The organism is Pseudomonas paracarnis (genome assembly GCF_904063055.1).
In the GTDB taxonomy this organism is placed as follows: domain Bacteria; phylum Pseudomonadota; class Gammaproteobacteria; order Pseudomonadales; family Pseudomonadaceae; genus Aquipseudomonas; species Aquipseudomonas paracarnis.
Genome location: NZ_CAJFCN010000001.1, coordinates 142,929 through 160,054, shown reverse-complemented (window position 1 = coordinate 160,054; position 17,126 = coordinate 142,929). Strand labels below are relative to the sequence as shown.

Here is a 17,126-nt window from a genome sequence, read left to right as displayed (position 1 = left end):
TCACATGACTTTCACTACTACTCCTCGTCGTCTCGCTAAAACCCTGGCTATCGCAGCAGGCCTGAGCGTCGTATCCCTGTCGGCCTTCGCTGCCGGTGACGCCGCCCTATACGGCCCGACTGCACCAAAAGGCTCCAGCTTTGTGCGTATCTACAACGCCAGCAACCAGGAAGTCAGCGCCACCGTCGGCAGCACCAACCTCAGCGACGTTGCGCCACTGGCCAGCAGCGACTTCAGCTTCATGCCGGGCGGTGACTACAGCGCCAAGGTCGGCAGCCAGACCCTGCCGGTCAAGCTGGCCGCCGACCACTACTACACCCTGGTCAACAGCGGCAGCGGCCAGCCGCAGTTGATCGAAGAACCCCCGTTCAAGAACAAGCAGAAATCCCTGGTGCGCGTACAGAACCTCAGCGATAAGGCCCTGACCCTGAAAACCGCCGACGGCAAGACCGATGTGGTCAAGTCGGTGGCTGCCAAGGGCCGTGGCGAGCGCGAGATCAACCCGGTGAAGGTAAGCCTGGCGTTGTATGACGGTGACAAGAAAGTCGGCGATGTGAAGCCGGTTGCGTTGGAACGCGGTGAAGCGGCGGTGTTGTACGTCACCGGCTCAGGTTCGAGCCTGTCGCCAGTGTGGGTGAAACGCCCAGTGTCGACCCGCTGATTATTTCCCTGAGTTGACACGCCCCCTTGTGGGAGCTGGCTTGCCTGCGATGGCGGTCTTGTAGGCGCCATCGCAGGCAAGCTAGCTCCCACACTGACCGGGGTTCAACTCAGGACCGAGACAAAAACAAGAGTGAAACGACAAACCTTCGTAGCTCTGACCCATATCGATTCAAGGAGAAACACCATGATCCCAGTAATCCTTTCCGGTGGTAGCGGCTCACGTCTTTGGCCGCTTTCGCGTAAACAATTCCCCAAGCAGTTCCTGGCACTGACCGGCGAGCACACCTTGTTCCAGCAAACCCTGGAGCGCCTGGTGTTCGAAGGCATGGACGCCCCCATCGTGGTCTGCAACAAAGATCACCGTTTCATCGTCAACGAGCAACTGAGCGCACGCAAGCTCGACTGCCAGCGCATCCTGATGGAACCCTTCGGCCGCAACACTGCGCCGGCGGTGGCCCTGACCGCGATGATGCTGGTCAACGAAGGCCGTGACGATTTGATGCTGGTACTGCCCGCCGACCACGTGATCGACGACCAGAAAGCCCTGCAACGCGCACTGGCCCTGGCCACCGTGGCCGCCGAGCGGGGCGAGATGGTACTGTTCGGCGTGCCGGCCACCCGCCCGGAGACCGGCTACGGCTACATCAAGTCCACCAACGATTCGCTGCTGCCTGAAGGCGTGAGCCGCGTGCAACAGTTCGTGGAAAAACCCGATGAAAAACGTGCGGTCGAGTTCGTCAAAAGCGGTGGCTACTTCTGGAACAGCGGCATGTTCCTGTTCCGTGCCAGCCGCTTCCTCGAAGAGCTGAAAAAGCATGACCCGGACATCTACGACACCTGCGTGCTGACCCTGGAGCGCAGCGAGCAGACTGCCGATACCGTGACCTTCGACGACGCCACCTTCGCCTGCTGCCCGGACAATTCCATCGACTACGCCGTGATGGAAAAAACCCAACGCGCCTGCGTCGTGCCCTTGGCCGCTGGCTGGAGCGATGTGGGTTGCTGGGCCTCGCTGTGGGCGGTCAACGATAAAGACGCCAACGGCAACGTGAGCAAAGGCGACGTGGTGATCCAGGACAGCCGCAACTGCATGGTGCATGGCAACGGCAAACTCGTGTCGGTGATCGGCCTGGACAACATCGTGGTGGTGGAAACCAAAGACGCGATGATGATTGCCCACAAGGACAAGGTCCAGGGCGTCAAGCAGATGGTCAACACCCTCAACGAGCAAGGCCGCAGCGAGACCCAGAACCACTGCGAAGTCTATCGTCCGTGGGGTTCCTACGACTCGGTGGACATGGGCGGGCGTTTCCAGGTCAAGCACATCTCGGTCAAGCCGGGCGCGTGCCTGTCGCTGCAGATGCACCACCACCGCGCCGAACACTGGATCGTGGTCAGCGGCACCGCCGAAGTCACCTGTGACGACAACGTGTTCCTGCTCTGCGAAAACCAGTCCACCTACATCCCGATCGCCTCGGTGCACCGCCTGCGCAACCCGGGCAAGATCCCGTTGGAGATCATCGAAGTGCAATCGGGCAGCTATCTGGGGGAAGACGATATCGAGCGCTTCGAAGATATCTACGGGCGCTCGACACCGGTTGAACGTGGCGTGTCGGTGAAAACTATCGCGCAGTAAAACAGTCGTACAAGAAGCCCTCGCCCAGCCCATTGCGTCCCCTATCCGCAGTGGGTTGGGTGGGGGCTTTTTATTTGGGGTTTGTGGTGACTGTACAGGCCTCATCGCAGGCAAGCCAGCTCCCACAGTTGACCGCGCACCCACTTTGGAATGCGGTCGAATGTGGGAGCTGGCTTGCCTGCGATGGCGTCTGCCCGGCCAACACAATGCTCAAGGTAACCAATCCCACCTAAGCTTAAGTTAGGATGCTGGTTCCCTATTCGAGGTGGTCTCCATGTTCTTCGGCGTTCTCCTGATCATCACCTGGCTGATCCTGCTGCTGCGCTACCCGGCCAAGGCGCTGCCGGTATCGTTGGCCGCTGCCGTTGGCCTGGGTTTCGTCGCCGTCTGGGTGGTATGGCTGGACAACCGCGAAGCCGCGCAATTGGCTCGCCTTGAGCTGCGCATTACTTACGCCCCACAGGAATGCCCGGCCGACCGTCCTTTAAAACTGACCCTGAACAACGGCAACGACGTGCCACTGACCGAACTGCGCTGGCGCGTCGCCGCCTATGCACCGGGCGATACGGTCAACCTGGCCGACAATGTCTACGCCGCCCCACGCTATCGCGGCCCCGGCGAGTTGCAGGCGGGCGCCACCTGGGATGACTGCCTGCCCACCCCGCCGCTGCGTCCCGGCTATCGCCCACAAACCCTGGAATTTCGCGCCGAGCACCTGCAAGGCAGTTTCTCGGACTGACAAAGGAATGATGCATGCCCAACGTACTGATCACCGGTTGTTCCAGCGGCATCGGCCGCGCCCTTGCCGATGCGTTCAAAGCCGCAGGCTTCGAGGTATGGGCCAGCGCCCGCCAACCCGATGATGTCGCCGCGCTTATCGCCGCAGGCTTTAATGCCCTACAACTGGACGTCAACGACAGCGCCGCCCTGCAACGCTTGTCCGAGCAGTGGGGCGAGTTGGATGTGCTGATCAACAACGCTGGCTACGGCGCCATGGGCCCATTGCTCGACGGCGGTACCGAGGCGATGCAACGCCAATTCGAAACCAATGTGTTTTCCATCGTCGGCGTGACCCAGGCGTTGTTTCCCGCCCTGCGCCGCAACAAGGGCCTGGTGGTGAATATCGGCAGCGTTTCCGGCGTATTGGTGACGCCGTTTGCCGGCGCCTACTGCGCGTCCAAAGCCGCTGTGCATGCGTTAAGCGACGCCCTGCGCATGGAGCTGGCACCGTTTGGCGTGCAGGTGATGGAAGTTCAGCCTGGTGCGATCAATACAAGCTTTGCAAAGAATGCCGGCGCCCAAGCCGAATTGCTGATCCACGAACAGTCGCCATGGTGGCCATTGCGCGAGGGCATTCGGGCACGTAGCCAAGCGTCCCAGGACAAGCCAACCCCGGCCAGTGAATTTGCTGCAGACGTGCTCAAGGCGGTGCAGCAAGCGCAACCGCCGCGCCTGTTGCGTTCGGGCAACGGCAGCCGCGCGTTGCCGTTGATGGCGGCGCTATTGCCCAAGGGGTTGTTGGAGATGGTGTTGAAGAAGCGCTTTGGTTTGAGTGGCAGCCTCTAGCCCTTCATAAAATCAATAAACGCCCGCACCTTCAGCGGCAGGTGCCGGGTATCCGGGTACATCGCGTAGACCCCTTGGGGGGCGAAGCGATGATCCGCCAGCACACGCACCAGCCGTCCGGCCTCCAAGTCTTCCTGCACCAGCCATTGCGGCAGAATCGCCACACCGTGGCCGCGCACAGCAAATGCCTGGAGCACTGCCGCACTATCAGCCACCAACGCAGCAGGCCCGGCACGGTATTGATGTTGAATGCCCGCTGGGTCGGTGACGCTCAGTTCGGTCAAGCGGCCATGGCCCAACCGGGGGATCTGCTCCAGCTCTTCCAGGGTCTGAAGCCCGGCAAACTGCGGTGCCGCAACAGCAAACACATCGAACGTCGACAACTGCACCGCCCGATGATTGGAGTCCAGCAAGCGCCCCAGCCGAATCGCCACATCAAAACGCTCGGAGATCAGATCGGCGTGGGTGGAGGATGTGGATAAGTGGATATTCAGATCCGGGTGCAGGCGGCGAAAGGCTTCTACCGCCGGGGCAACGACGGCCAGGGCATATTCGACAGTGGTGGTGATGCGCAGCGTGCCCTTGAGCTGAGCATGCTCACTGCGGGCTTCTTCTACCGCCAGGCGGGCCTCTTCGAGCATGCGCGTGCAGCGCAGGTAAAAGCGTTCGCCGGCATCAGTGAGCGCCAGTTGGCGGGTGTTGCGGGTCAGCAGGGTGACGCCGAGTTCCGCCTCCAGGCGCTTGAGGTTGAAGCTGACCACGGCGCGAGTCTGGCCCAGCAGGTCCGCAGCAGCAGTGAGCGAGCCGGCCTCGACCACAGCCTTGAAAGTGTCAAAACGGTCCAGGCTGACCATGATGGACGCCCTCCTTTGTCAAAATATTTTTGACAAACTAGCAGGCAAACCGGCGTATCCCAAACCCTGCTTGCGGCCTACCCTGCCGGCTTCACTTGCAGGAACGCGTTCATGACCTACCGCTCGAAAGTCGCCTGGATCTTTTTATTGGGTTTTGCCCTGGACCTGGTGAACATGTTTGTTGCCACCGTCGCCTACCCGGATATCGCCCGCGAGCTGCACGCCTCGGTCACACAGTTGGCGTGGATCAGTAATGCCTACATGCTCGGGCTGACAGTGATCATCCCCTTGAGTGTGTGGTTGGCGGCGCTCATGGGCGAGCGCACCCTGATCGCTTCCAGCCTGCTGCTGTTCGCCGGCGCCTCGGTGATGGTGGGCCAGGCCGGCTCCATTGAGGCGTTGATAGGCTGGCGCGCAGTGCAAGGGCTCGGTGGCGGTTTGCTGATTCCCGTGGGCCAGGCCATGGCTTACCGGCACTTCCCCGCCGCCGAGCGCAGCCAGCTGACGGCGCGGGTGATGTCGGTGGCGTTGCTGGTGCCGGCACTATCGCCAGCATTGGGTGGGGTGATTGTCGACACTGTGGCATGGCGCTGGATCTTCTACGCCAACTTGCCACTGGCCTTGGTGACCCTGCTGCTGGCCTTGTTGTGGATAAAACCCGACGCGCCCACCCGCGTGCGCCCACCTCTGGACCTGAGCAGCATTTTCAAACAGGTTGCCAGTCCGATGCTGCGCGTGGCGATGCTCGTCTACCTGTGCATACCCGGGGTGTTTATCGGCACCAGTCTGATCGCCATCCTTTATGTGCGCAGCTTGGGCTATGACGCCACCCAAACCGGCGCGCTGATGTTGCCCTGGGCGCTGGCCTCGGCAGTGGCAATCTACCTGAGCAAAAAACTCTTCAATCGCTGCGGCCCCAAACCCTTGTTGCTGGCGGGCATGGCGCTGCAATGCGCTGGCATCCTGTTGCTCAACGAGCCCGCGCTGATTATTGCGGCCTACGTCTTGATGGGCCTGGGCGGCAGCTTGTGCAGCAGCACCGCACAAACCCTGGCCTTTCTGGATATTCCCGCCGAGCGCATGGGCCACGCCAGCGCGTTGTGGAACATGAACCGGCAAGTGAGTTTCTGCGTGGGCGCCGCCGTGCTCAGTGCAATACTGTCGGCCTTGGATTCCTTCGCCATAACCTTCACGATGGCGGCAGCTCTGACCCTGTTGCCGCTTTTCGCAGTGTTGCGCCTGGATGCTTCCAGAGTACGCACGCTGCTTCACCCTTGCAGCGAGCCCAAGCATGATTGACTACAGCGATTTTTTCGAAGAAGTGATCCAGACCCACGTCGAGATCGAGCAATGGTTTGCCGGGGTTGCGCCTCAGGGCACGCTGGAAAATCTGCTCGCGCGCTTCTCACCCGAGTTCAGCATGATCGCCCCCGCCACCGGTACACGGGTCAACAGGGCCGGGGTCAATGCGTTGTTTACGCGTCTGGGCGGGATGCGTCCGGGGTTGAAAATCACCTTGAGTGAAATGACCGGCATCGACCGCCATGCGCGCGGCGCCACGGTGACGTATCGCGAGCATCAGATTGACGACAGCGGCACCCAGACCGACCGCCGCGCCACGGTGGTGTTCGAGAAACAGGCCAGTGGCGCGCTGCTGTGGCGACACCTGCATGAAACCTTTATCAAAGCCTGACGCGGTCAACTGTGGGAGCGGGTAAGCCCCCCCCACAGTTTAGTTTTGTGTTGGGTTGACGATCACGGTGCAGGTAATCCCTGCCGCCAACAACACGCCTTCCGGCACTTCATCAATGTGAATCCGCACCGGCACGCGCTGAGCCAGGCGCACCCAGTTGAAGGTCGGGTTCACATCGGCGATCAGTTCACGGCTCTCGGGGTTGTCGCGGTCGTAGATGCCACGGGAGATGCTTTCCACATGGCCCTTCAAGGTCTCGCCGCTCATCAGCTGCATATCGGCTTTGTCGCCCACCCTCACGTGGGGCAGTTTGGTTTCTTCGAAGAAGCCATAGACCCAGAACGAGTTCATATCCACCACGGCCATTTTCGCTTCGCCGATACGCGCATAGTCGCCACGGTGCACGTTGAGGTTGGTGACGTAGCCGTCCACCGCCGCCAGCACACGGGTACGTTTCAAGTTGAGTTCAGCGGCCTCCAGTTGCGCCAGGGCGTGCTGATAATCGGCCAGGGCCGAGTCGGCGATGTTGCTGGCGTCGTCGCGGTTTTCCCTGGAGATCACTAGCGCGTCCAGGTCGGCGCGGCGGTGCGCGTTGACCTTGCGCATTTCCCAAGTGGCCTTGCGGGAGGCCACCAGCGATTGCGCTTGCTTGACGGCAATGCGGTAGTGCTCGGGGTCGATCTGCATCAGCAGGTCGCCTTTTTTCACCAACTGGTTATCGCGTACCGGCACGTCCACCACTTCGCCGGTAACGTCAGCCGCCACATTGATAATGTCGGCGCGCACGCGACCATCGCGGGTCCACGGCGTTTGCATGTAGTGCACCCACAACGTGCGGCCAATCCAGATCGCCAACGCCAGCACCAGCAAGGTGGCGAGCAGGCTGAAAAACTTTTTCATCGGGGCATTCTCAACGGTAGACGCTCAGCGCCAGGGCGCCGAACAGGCAAGCGAACAGGCTCAGGCGCAGCAGCGCCGGGTGCCAGAAGAAACGGTACAGGTCGAACCCGGCCAGGAAGCGGTCAACCGCCCAGGCCAGCCCCGCTGCGATCAAGAACATCAGGGTCATGGTCGGCATATAGATGCCGTGGAATGCAATTTCACGAGGCATTCGGGGCTCCTTTGAGGGCGGCCAGAGGCGATTGCGGGTCGAGCAACGAGGTGCGAATAAAGTGCAGGTAGCTCTTCACCCGGCGCAGGGCCGAGGTGTCGAAGTGCGGGGCGAAGGGTTCGTCGGTGGCCTGCACGCGGCTGATCGCATGGTCGACGGCAATCAACCCGCGCTCCAGGTTGCTGGCGCTGGGTTGCAGGAACAGCCGCACCAGCGAGCGTCCCATCACGCGGATCGCCTGGCGCCACGGCTGCGACTCGGCATACGCCGGGTGCACCGGCAAAATCGCCTGCTCCTTGCGCAGTTCGATGATCGCGTGGCCGACCTCCAGCACCACGAACATCCAGCGCAGCAAATCGCGTTGCACCTGCGGCTGGCCGGCCGCGAGGCCATACGCTTGGTGCAGCAGGTCGCGGGTGCGGCTTTCAAAGCTCGACGCCAGGCCCTTGAGCTTGCCGCTGATGGCATACACCACCTGCTCACGCAGGTCTTGCTCCAGGCGGCGCCACAACCAGCGGCTGTTGGGCGGCAAAATGATCGCCCCCGCCGCCGCGCATACCAGCATGCCGATGACCATGGCGATGTAGTCGTTGATAAAGGTGTAGGGGTTATAGACCGTGAGGTTGTCGGGCACCGAGCCGGTGCTGAAGAAGATCAACAGGCCCACACCCACACCGGCGTATTGCGGGCGGGAGGAGAGGAAGGCACCGAAGATGATCACCGGCGCCAGCATCACGCACAGCAGCGGGAAACCGTCGATCCAGGGGAACACGAAGAACATTTCGACAAAGCCGACCAAGGCGCCGATCAAGGTGCCGCAGGCCATCTGGAACGCCATGCGCTTGGGGTTGGGCGTGGCAGCAGACAGGCCCACCGTGGCCGCCGCGATCAGGGTCATGGTGGCGCCGCTGGGCCAGGCCGTGGCCACCCAGTAACTGCCCAGCACAACCAGGATAAACGAGGCGCGCACACCGGCAGCGGCACAGGCCAACCAGTTGGTCTTTGGCGTGTAGGCTTCGTGCCAATCCTCCCGCGCATGGCGATGCTCGGCCAGGGACGCGTGGGTTTGCGCGTAGTTGTGCAGGTCGTCGACGAAGCGGTACAGCAGCTCGTAGGCAGTGTGGAAATCCAACTGCTCGGCGTCCGTCGGGTTGTCTTCCTGGAAGCTCGCCCGCAGGCTACGCACCTTGGCGGGCAGGCCGTCCTTGTAGGCGCTCAGTTGGTTGACCAGGCGCGCGGCATCCAAGCTGGTGAGGGCGCGGCCAGAGAAGCCGTCGAGCACTTCGGCCAGGTCTTGCAGGCCGGGCTTGATCGCTGCCACTACATGGTCGGCCTCATCGGCGCGCAAGCGTTCAAGCAATTGATGCAAGGCGTTGAAGCGCGTGGTGATGCTCATGAATTCGCTGTTAAGGCGACTGAGCCGCCCGTTACGCCGACGCATGTGCGGGTCTTCGAACACGGTGACGCTGCGCAGGCCTTCCAGCCCCACGGCTTCGGCAATAAAGCGCACGTTGCTGGCCTCGAAACCTTCGCGTTGGCTGCGCCCGCGCAGGCCATCGGTCACAAACAGCGCGAACACACCGAAGCGCTGGTACAGCGCGTTGCGCATGGCGTCGCTGGAGGTCTGCGGCAGGATGGCGGCGCTGACCAGTGTCGAGCACAGTATCCCCAGGGAGATTTCCAGCACCCGCCACACCGCCGCCATGAAGGCGCCGTCCGGGTGGGCCAGGGCCGGCAGGCCGACCATCGCCGCGGTGTAGCCGGCGAGCACGAACCCATAGGCGCGAAAGTTACGATTGCGCGTGGCGCCAGCGGTGCAAATGCCCACCCAGATCGCCAGCGCACCGAGGAACAGTTCGGTGTTCTGCGCAAACAAAGCGATCAACAGCACCATCACCGCCGAGCCTGCCAAGGTCCCGAGGAAGCGATAGAAACTCTTGGCGAACACCTGGCCGCTCTGGGGCTGCATCACGATAAATACGGTGATCATCGCCGTGCGCGGTTGCGGCAGTTCCAGGCGCATCGCCAGCCACAGCGTCAGGAACGCAGCGACCAGCACTTTGAAGATATACACCCAGGTCACGCCATCACTGCGTGCCCAGTCGAAAAAACCACGGCGCCACTCAAGGGAATGCAGCCAGCGCAGCGGTGCAGGCAAGGGAGTCATCAAGGCCTACTCAGTGATCAAACACGGCGAGCGCCGCCGGAGTCTTGCTTGGGAGTGTCTTGGCAGCCGTGGGCACATCATCGCCAGCACCGAGGCCGCCGCCCAAGGCGGTCACTAGCTCGGCATGGGCGCTGAGGCGTGCCGCCTGCACCTGTTGTGCGATCTGCTGCTGGCGAAACAACAAGGTTTGGGCGTTGAGCACGTTGAGGTAATCAGTGAGGCCACGCTGATAGGCGATCATGGCGATGTCGTAGGTTTTCTGCGCCGAGGCCACCGACTGCGCGGCAAAAACCGATTGCTTGTCCATGGATTCGCGGCGGATCAACTGGTCGCTGATGCCCTTGAGCGCATTGACCAGGGTCTGGTTGTACTGGGCCACCGCGATGTCGTAGCCGGCACTGGCTTCACCCAATTGCGCACGTAGACGGCCGCCGTCGAAGATCGGCAAGGTGATCGCCGGGCCGACGTTGTAGTTGAATTTCTTGCCAGCCAGGAATTCCAGCATGCCGCCCCCAGTGGCCATGTAGCCAAGGCTGCCGACCAGGTCGACGTTGGGGTAGAAGCCTGCATGAGCCACATCGATACCCCGCGCCTGGGCCGCTACCTGCCAGCGACTGGCGACCACGTCCGGGCGTTGGCCGAGCAATTGCGCGGGCAGGCTGGAGGGCAATTTCAACGGCGCGGCGAGGGCCAGGGTCGGGCGCTGCAACTGCGCGCCCTCCCCCGGGCCTTTGCCGGCCAACGCCGCCAGTTGGTTACGGCTCAGGGCGATTTCCTCGTCCAGGGCATCCAGTTGGCGATGGGTTTCCGGCAGCGGGGTTTCGGCTTGGCTGACGTCAAAGTGAGTACCGATCCCGGCGGCCAGGCGTTTGTTGGCCAGGTCCAGGATCTGCTGTTGCTGGGCCAGGGTGGCGGCCGCGATGTCATGGTTGGCGTACTGCAACGACAGCTGGATATAGGCGCGCACCACGTTGTTTTGCAGTTCGAGCTGGGCCAGGCGCGCTTCGGCGGCGCTCATGTGCGCCAGGTCGACGGCGCGTTCGGTCGTGTTGCTTTCCCGGCCCCACAGGTCGAGGGCGTAGCTCAGGCCCAGGGACGAATTGTTGTCCCAGGTGTTGGCGCCGCTCAATTGGCCGGGGCCGTAGAACTGATCCTTCGGCCAGTTGTGACGCTTGAGGGTGGTGTCGCTGTTGACCTGCAGCGACTCGGCCGACTCGGCCACGCCGGCCAGCGCTCGGGCTTGCCGCACACGGGCGGCGGCCACGGCCAGGCTGGGGCTGTTGCGGGTGGCGAGTTCGACCCAACGGTTGAGCTGCGGGTCGCCGTAGGCCTGCCACCATTGGGCGGTGGGCCAGTGGGCGTCGCGGTCGGCGCTCTGGATCGCGGCGTCGGTGGCCAGGGTATTGGCGTTGATCGCCTGGCCTTGCGGGGCGATTCCTCCGGTTCCGATGCAACCGCTGATGACTGACGTTAAAGCCCAAACACTGAGAGTCTTCAGCTCTCTGCTGATGCGACGCGGCACGGCAAGCGAATTCCTGAGAGGGTGTTGCGGGAGAGGTGGCGCAATTCTAGGCGGCGCCAGGGAGGACGATAAGCTGGTATTCCTGTGAATCTTTGTTACCGTTCAGGCGATAATCCGTTGGTAGGGATCACTGAAAGCGTAACTTTCTGTCACAATTTGCTATCTCCCTTGAGAACACTCCATGGACACTTTGCAAAACATGCGCGCCTTCAGTTGTGTGGCCGAAGCCGGCAGCTTCACCGCCGCCGCCGTGCAACTGGACACCACCACGGCCAACGTCTCGCGCGCGGTCTCCAACCTTGAGGCCCACCTGCAAACCCGCTTGCTCAACCGCACCACCCGACGCATCGCGCTGACCGAAGCCGGCAAACGCTATTTGCTGCGCTGCGAGCAGATCCTCGCCTACGTCGAAGAGGCCGAGGCCGAGGCCAGCGACGCTCACGCGCGCCCGGCCGGGCAGTTGAAAGTGCACACCATGACCGGCATCGGCCAGCATTTCGTCATTGACGCCATTGCCCGCTACCGCCGCACCCATCCCGACGTGACCTTCGACCTGACCCTGGCCAACCGCGTGCCGGATTTGCTCGATGAGGGCTACGACGTGTCCATCGTGCTGGCCAGCGAACTGCCGGATTCAGGTTTCGTGTCCCAGCGCCTGGGCATCACCTACAGCATCGCCTGCGCCTCGCCGGACTACGTCAAGGCCAAGGGCTGCGCACAGCGGCCCCAGGACTTGCTCAACCATGCGTGCCTGCGCCTGGTCAGCCCAGTGGTCCAGTTGGACAAATGGACCTTCAACGGCCCTGAAGGCCAGGAAAGCGTGGCGATCAACAGCTCGCCGTTCCTGGTGAACTCGGCCGACGCGATGAAAACCGCGATCACCAGCGGCATGGGCGTCGGCCTGCTGCCGGTGTATGCCGCCATCGAAGGGCTGCGCAATGGCACGCTGGTGCGGGTGATGCCGACCTACCGTTCCCAGGAGCTGAACCTGTACGCCATCTATCCTTCGCGCCAATACCTGGATGCGAAGATCAAGACCTGGGTGGAATACCTGCGCGGTTCGTTGCCGGAAATTCTGGCGGCGCACCAGGCGGAGTTGGTGGCGTATGAGTTGAGCGGTGGTGTGGGTGGCGTGCGGATGGCGAACTGATTTTGGCATGCTGCTTCCCCACCCCCTATAAATTCATTGTGGGAGCATGCAAGCCAGCTCCCACATGTTGAGTGGAGTTCTGCAATGAAAAAGACTGTCCTGGCCTTCAGCCGTATCACCCCGCCCATGATCGAACGCCTGCAACACGATTTCGAGGTGATCGTGCCCAACCCCAAACTGGGTGACATCAACGCACAGTTCAACGAAGCCCTGCCCCATGCCCATGGCTTGATCGGCGTGGGCCGCAAGCTGGGCCGCGAGCAGCTTGAAAGCGCGAGCAAGCTGGAGGTGGTGTCCAGCGTGTCGGTGGGCTACGACAACTACGACGTGCCGTACTTCAACGAGCGCGGGATCCTGCTCACCAACACCCCCGATGTGCTCACCGAGAGCACTGCCGACCTGGCCTTTGCGTTGCTGATGAGCAGCGCCCGCCGCGTGGCCGAATTGGACGCCTGGACCAAGGCCGGCCAATGGAAAGCCAGCGTGGGCGCGCCTTTGTTTGGTTGCGATGTGCACGGCAAGACCCTGGGCATTGTCGGCATGGGCAATATCGGCGCAGCCGTGGCCCGGCGTGGGCGCCTGGGCTTCAACATGCCGATCATTTACAGCGGCAATAGCCGCAAGACCGCGCTGGAGCAGGAACTGGGCGCGCAGTTTCGCAGCCTGGAGCAGTTGCTGGCCGAGGCGGATTTCGTCTGCCTGGTGGTGCCGTTGAGCGACAAGACCCATCACCTGATCAGCACTCGGGAGCTGGCGTTGATGAAGCCCAGCGCGATTCTGATCAATATTTCCCGTGGGCCGGTGGTGGATGAGCCAGCGCTGGTCGAAGCCCTGCAAACCCAACGCATTCGTGGCGCCGGGCTGGATGTGTATGAAAAGGAACCGCTGGCTGAATCGCCGTTGTTCCAGCTGAGCAATGCGGTGACCCTGCCGCATATTGGTTCGGCCACCGGTGAAACCCGCGAAGCCATGGCCAACCGCGCCGTGGACAACCTGCGCAGCGCCCTGCTGGGCCAACGCCCGCAGGATCTGGTGAACCCCCAGGCCTGGAAGGGCTGATACTGGACTTAATGTGGGAGCTGGCTTGCCAGCGCCCACATAAACAGTGCCCGACACAAAAATCCGGTTAAAGCCCAGGCCAGCCAAGTCGATAACTCTCTATAGATCGTCATCCCTGATCCACAGAAGGTTTTTATGTCCACCACCAAAGCCCGCGCAGACTCACTCTCGCTTCTGCTCTTTACCTTGCGCAGCGGCAAGCTGATGGCCATCAACCTGTTGAAAGTCAGTGAGATCATCCCCTGCCCGCCGTTGACCAAGCTGCCGGAGTCCCACCCGCACGTCAAAGGCATCGCCACCTTGCGCGGCGCTTCGTTGTCGGTGATCGACTTGAGCCGCGCCCTGGGTGAAATGCCTTTGCAAGACCCGGACGGCGGCTGCCTGATCGTCACCGATGTCAGCCGTTCCAAGCAGGGCCTGCATGTTCAGGCGGTAAGCAAGATCGTGCATTGCCTGACCACCGATATCCGCCCGCCGCCCTACGGCTCCGGCGGCAATCGGGTGTTTATCACCGGTGTGACCCAGGTGGAAGGTGGCCTGGTGCAGGTGCTGGATATCGAGAAAGTCATCCATGGCATCGCCCCGGCACCGATTGAAGCGGCGCCGACCGACCTGACCATGGAAGAAGCCGAAGTGCTGGGCAACGCCCGCATCCTGGTGGTGGACGACAGCCAGGTGGCTTTGCAGCAATCGGTACACACCCTGCGCAACCTCGGCCTGACCTGCCACACCGCCCGCAGCGCCAAGGAAGCCATCGACGTGTTGCTGGAACTGCAAGGCACGGTTGAACAGATCAACGTGGTGGTGTCGGACATCGAGATGTCTGAGATGGACGGCTACGCCCTCACCCGCACCCTGCGCGAAACCCCGGATTTCAAGGACCTCTATGTGCTGTTGCACACCTCTCTGGACAGTGCGATGAACAGCGAAAAAGCGCGCCTGGCCGGCGCCGACTCGGTGCTCACCAAGTTCTCATCCCCAGAGCTGACCAAATGCCTGGTGGTCGCCGCGCAAACCGTGGCGCAAAAGGGGCTGTAAGCCTTGGCCGAGTATTACCAGTTGCTGCGTCGCGACCTCACCGGCAGCCTGCCCGCCCCGCAGTGGCCAGCGAATACCCGGCTGGATCATTATCGCGATGAGCTAGCTCCGGCGATCCATGCCGTGCTGCGCATGACCCAGGACCAGGGCGGCGGCCGTGTCGGCCACCTGGAGGAGTGGCGCCAGCAGTTCGTCACCGATGCCGACTACGACCCGACGCTGTGTCTGGTGGCGAGTAACCGCGACGGTATTCTCGCAGTGGCACAATGCTGGACCAGCGCCTTTATCAAGAACCTGGCCGTACACCCCTGTGCCCAAGGCCAAGGGCTGGGCCGCGCCTTGCTGCTGCACAGCTTCCAGGTGTTCAAGCAGCGCAGCGAACCCTATGTCGACCTCAAGGTGCTGGAGAGCAACCTGCGCGCCCGGCAACTGTACGAAAGTGCGGGCATGCGGTTTGTGCTGCGCGACGTCGTATCCAAGGGCTGATCCTCACTGGCGCATAACTTGCTTCCAGAGCCCCTGAGCGGTAGATAAAGGTAAAAACCCGTCACCCCTCAAGCGTGCCCTCTGACCTTGCCTGGTGACAGATCCGCCATGAACACACACTTTTCCTGCGTCGGTTGCGGTAAATGCTGCAGCGACCATCACGTGCCCCTGACCCTCGAAGAAGCCCGCAGCTGGGCGGCGGACGGCGGCAACGTCATCGTTCTGGTCGAGGGCTTTCTCGGCAATGGCCTGGGCCTGCCCCTGCAACAACGGGAACACGCCGAGCGCCGCTCAGTGGTCGTGCCCAGCGGCAATACCGAGGCGTTTGTGGCAATTACCTTTGCCGCCTACAACGCCGGACGCTGCCGGAATCTTGACGAAGACAACCGCTGCCGCATCTACGAACGGCGCCCGCTGGTGTGCCGCATCTACCCGATGGAGATCAACCCGCATATCCCGCTGAACCCGAGCGCCAAGGACTGCCCGCCCGAATCCTGGGAGCAAGGCCCCGCGCTGATCGTCGGTGGCGAGTTGATGGACGCACAACTGGCCGAACTGATTCGCCGCTCACGCCAGGCCGACCGTGATGACGTGCAGACCAAAGAAGCGGTGTGCGCGTTGCTCGGCATCCGCACGACCGCGCTCAAGGGCGACGGGTTTACCGCGTACTTGCCGGATATGCAGGCGTTTGCCCAGGCCATTGAACAGGCGGTTGAACAGCCGGCGGTGACCAATGAATGGGTGTTTCATGTGTCCGGGATGGACGTCGCCGAACAGGTGCTGGATGCCGGAGCGCAAATTGCCACTGAGGTGCCAGCCAATTATGCGTTTATCTCGTTGAGGGCGGCTTAAGCCGCTGCGGCCTCATGACGGTATGGGTATCTAACTCAACTTCGGGTGCAAAGCTGCACACCCATTAGCGCTCATGGACGGGCGGGCAATACACCGAGGCGATAGGGCTGGAGGATGCGTTGGTATTCGCCATTCTGCATCAGTTGCTCAAGCGCATGATTAAGCTCATTACGCAACGCGGTATCGGTTTTTCGCACCGCGATCGCCACGCTATTACCCAGCAGGCCAGACGACACAGGCGGGCCCATGAAGTCGAAGTCCAGGCCATCGGCCGTGTCGAGCAGGGCTTCACGGATCTCCACGACGCCTTGCAGGGTCGCATCGATATCGCCCGAAACCAGGCTCTGCACCAGTTGGTCGTTCAGCCAGAAACTCCTGATGATCACTCCCGCCGGCGCCCACTGCGACAGGGCGTAGGCTTCACGATTACTGCGCACCAATACCCCGACCCGCTTGCCCTTGAGCAAGCGCCGATCAGGGCGCAGGCCTGAGGTTTTACGCGCCACCAGCCGCGTGGTGATCGGGTAGAGGTCATCGGTGAAACTCACCCGTTTGCGCCGACGGCAGGTGGGCGCCATGCCCATGATCGCGTCGAACTGCCTGGCTTCAAGGGCCGGGAAGTTTTCCATCACGACCTGGTCAACCCAGGTACAGCGCACGTTGAGCTGCTCGCAGAGGGCATTGCCCAGTTCGATATTCAGCCCCACCAATTGCCCTTGGGAATTGCGGCTTTGAAAAGGCGGGAAATGCGCGGCAACGGCGAAACGGATTTCACGCCGCGGTTGCACGTCGACGGCAACCGCAGTCGACGAGAGCAAGAGGACGAGCACCGCACAGAGGTGTATCAGGGCCACGGGAATGTCCTTTTCCGGAAAGCTGACTCACCACGCCCCGATGAGCGTCATCGGGACGAAGCAAACGCTGTGCAAGCTTTCAAGAATCGGTCGCGGACCTACAAGCAGAAATTTCTACGGGCAATGTAGGTAACAGCCTATAACGCACCTACGGTTTTAATCTCAGCGTTTACCCATGGACCGGCGAGTGCCCGGAGGCGCCATGCCCGGCGTCTTGGTATGGCCGTTCTTGGCGCCGCCTTTGTACCAGGGCTGGCTGGCATTCTTGGCGCCAGCCAGCTCGCCCGGTTTGAAGGGGAACTTAAACGCCGGGATCTCGGTTTTTTCAACGCCGTCGGCGGTGGCCGAATCGACGAGGTCAGCCGCGTCGACAGGGGGTTGGGTTGGGGAAGTCATAGGGGCTCCGGCGCAGCTATAGGTGTAAAAGCGCGAGTATACGGGGGCAAAGCGGCAAGCGGTAAGCTTCAAGCCACAA

General features: G+C 62.0%; 18 protein-coding genes. 11 read left to right on the top strand and 7 right to left on the bottom strand.

The genetic code is table 11. The features are described 5' to 3' along the window. The first annotated feature begins 4 nt into the window (after nt 1-4). The 4 genes from JMV15_RS00760 to JMV15_RS00745 all read left to right on the top strand — a co-directional run bounded on the left by JMV15_RS00760 (nt 5) and on the right by JMV15_RS00745 (nt 3,865). On the top strand, nt 5-661 hold the full coding sequence (locus JMV15_RS00760; protein ID WP_014717000.1) for an alginate O-acetyltransferase AlgF: 657 nt from the start codon (nt 5-7) through the stop codon (nt 659-661). Between the two features lie 186 nt (nt 662-847). Further along, on the top strand, nt 848-2,299 hold the full coding sequence (locus JMV15_RS00755; protein ID WP_032903349.1) for a mannose-1-phosphate guanylyltransferase/mannose-6-phosphate isomerase: 1,452 nt from the start codon (nt 848-850) through the stop codon (nt 2,297-2,299). A gap of 274 nt (nt 2,300-2,573) precedes the next feature. Further along, nucleotides 2,574-3,038, top strand: coding sequence for a hypothetical protein (locus tag JMV15_RS00750; RefSeq protein WP_014716998.1), 465 nt, complete (start codon nt 2,574-2,576; stop codon nt 3,036-3,038). Nucleotides 3,039-3,052: 14 nt separating this feature from the next. Then, nucleotides 3,053-3,865: an SDR family oxidoreductase gene (locus tag JMV15_RS00745; protein WP_038448976.1), complete on the top strand. Its 813-nt coding sequence runs from the start codon at nt 3,053-3,055 to the stop codon at nt 3,863-3,865. Here the strand turns inward: JMV15_RS00745 and JMV15_RS00740 are convergent. Then, on the bottom strand, nt 3,862-4,719 hold the full coding sequence (locus JMV15_RS00740; RefSeq protein WP_014716996.1) for a LysR family transcriptional regulator: 858 nt from the start codon (nt 4,717-4,719) through the stop codon (nt 3,862-3,864). The two genes, JMV15_RS00745 and JMV15_RS00740, sit on opposite strands and share 4 nt — an antisense overlap. Before the next feature lie 111 nt (nt 4,720-4,830). On the opposite strand from JMV15_RS00740, the gene JMV15_RS00735 reads away from it, so the two are divergent. Together JMV15_RS00735 and JMV15_RS00730 are read left to right on the top strand one after the other, a co-directional pair. After that, entirely contained in the window at nt 4,831-6,018 is a 1,188-nt protein-coding gene (locus JMV15_RS00735) for an MFS transporter (RefSeq protein ID WP_020301245.1), read from the top strand. Next, nucleotides 6,011-6,412, top strand: a complete 402-nt coding sequence (locus JMV15_RS00730) for a nuclear transport factor 2 family protein (protein WP_014716994.1) — start codon at nt 6,011-6,013, stop codon at nt 6,410-6,412. The genes JMV15_RS00735 and JMV15_RS00730 overlap by 8 nt, the downstream gene beginning before the upstream one ends. 39 nt (nt 6,413-6,451) lie before the next feature. On the opposite strand, the gene JMV15_RS00725 is transcribed toward JMV15_RS00730, so the two are convergent. Genes JMV15_RS00725 through JMV15_RS00710 form a run of 4 tightly spaced genes read right to left on the bottom strand, consistent with a single transcriptional unit; the run spans nt 6,452 to nt 11,212 of the window. Beyond that, the gene (locus JMV15_RS00725) at nt 6,452-7,312 is read right to left on the bottom strand and encodes an efflux RND transporter periplasmic adaptor subunit (RefSeq protein ID WP_014716993.1); all 861 of its coding nucleotides are present in this window, start codon (nt 7,310-7,312) and stop codon (nt 6,452-6,454) included. 10 nt (nt 7,313-7,322) lie between these two features. Further along, nucleotides 7,323-7,523 (bottom strand): DUF1656 domain-containing protein, encoded by a 201-nt coding sequence (locus JMV15_RS00720; RefSeq protein ID WP_003188711.1) that lies wholly within the window; start codon nt 7,521-7,523, stop codon nt 7,323-7,325. Next, nucleotides 7,513-9,690, bottom strand: coding sequence for an FUSC family protein (locus JMV15_RS00715; protein WP_201491222.1), 2,178 nt, complete (start codon nt 9,688-9,690; stop codon nt 7,513-7,515). Before JMV15_RS00715 ends, JMV15_RS00720 begins: the two co-directional genes overlap by 11 nt. A gap of 10 nt (nt 9,691-9,700) precedes the next feature. Beyond that, on the bottom strand, nt 9,701-11,212 hold the full coding sequence (locus JMV15_RS00710) for an efflux transporter outer membrane subunit (RefSeq protein ID WP_038448975.1): 1,512 nt from the start codon (nt 11,210-11,212) through the stop codon (nt 9,701-9,703). A 181-nt stretch (nt 11,213-11,393) separates the two neighbouring features. Between JMV15_RS00710 and JMV15_RS00705 the strand changes: the two genes are divergently transcribed. The 5 genes from JMV15_RS00705 (at nt 11,394) to JMV15_RS00685 (ending at nt 15,797) form a co-directional block, all read left to right on the top strand. After that, a complete protein-coding gene (locus JMV15_RS00705) occupies nt 11,394-12,362 on the top strand; it encodes a LysR family transcriptional regulator (protein ID WP_038448973.1) in 969 nt (322 codons plus the stop codon). Nucleotides 12,363-12,446: 84 nt separating this feature from the next. After that, nucleotides 12,447-13,421 carry a 2-hydroxyacid dehydrogenase gene (locus tag JMV15_RS00700; RefSeq protein ID WP_038448971.1) on the top strand — a complete coding sequence of 325 codons (975 nt, stop codon included), beginning with the start codon at nt 12,447-12,449 and terminating at the stop codon, nt 13,419-13,421. Between the two features lie 135 nt (nt 13,422-13,556). Continuing rightward, entirely contained in the window at nt 13,557-14,459 is a 903-nt protein-coding gene (locus tag JMV15_RS00695; protein ID WP_201491221.1) for a chemotaxis protein CheV, read from the top strand. 3 nt (nt 14,460-14,462) lie between these two features. Next, nucleotides 14,463-14,945 (top strand): GNAT family N-acetyltransferase, encoded by a 483-nt coding sequence (locus JMV15_RS00690; RefSeq protein ID WP_038448969.1) that lies wholly within the window; start codon nt 14,463-14,465, stop codon nt 14,943-14,945. A 108-nt stretch (nt 14,946-15,053) separates the two neighbouring features. Beyond that, nucleotides 15,054-15,797 carry a YkgJ family cysteine cluster protein gene (locus JMV15_RS00685; RefSeq protein WP_019816937.1) on the top strand — a complete coding sequence of 248 codons (744 nt, stop codon included), beginning with the start codon at nt 15,054-15,056 and terminating at the stop codon, nt 15,795-15,797. Between the two features lie 71 nt (nt 15,798-15,868). Here the strand turns inward: JMV15_RS00685 and JMV15_RS00680 are convergent, their stop codons facing one another. Together JMV15_RS00680 and JMV15_RS00675 are read right to left on the bottom strand one after the other, a co-directional pair. Beyond that, the gene (locus tag JMV15_RS00680) at nt 15,869-16,651 is read right to left on the bottom strand and encodes a transporter substrate-binding domain-containing protein (protein WP_014716985.1); all 783 of its coding nucleotides are present in this window, start codon (nt 16,649-16,651) and stop codon (nt 15,869-15,871) included. A 162-nt stretch (nt 16,652-16,813) separates the two neighbouring features. After that, nucleotides 16,814-17,047, bottom strand: a complete 234-nt coding sequence (locus tag JMV15_RS00675; protein WP_014716984.1) for a hypothetical protein — start codon at nt 17,045-17,047, stop codon at nt 16,814-16,816. Nucleotides 17,048-17,126 lie beyond the last annotated feature (79 nt).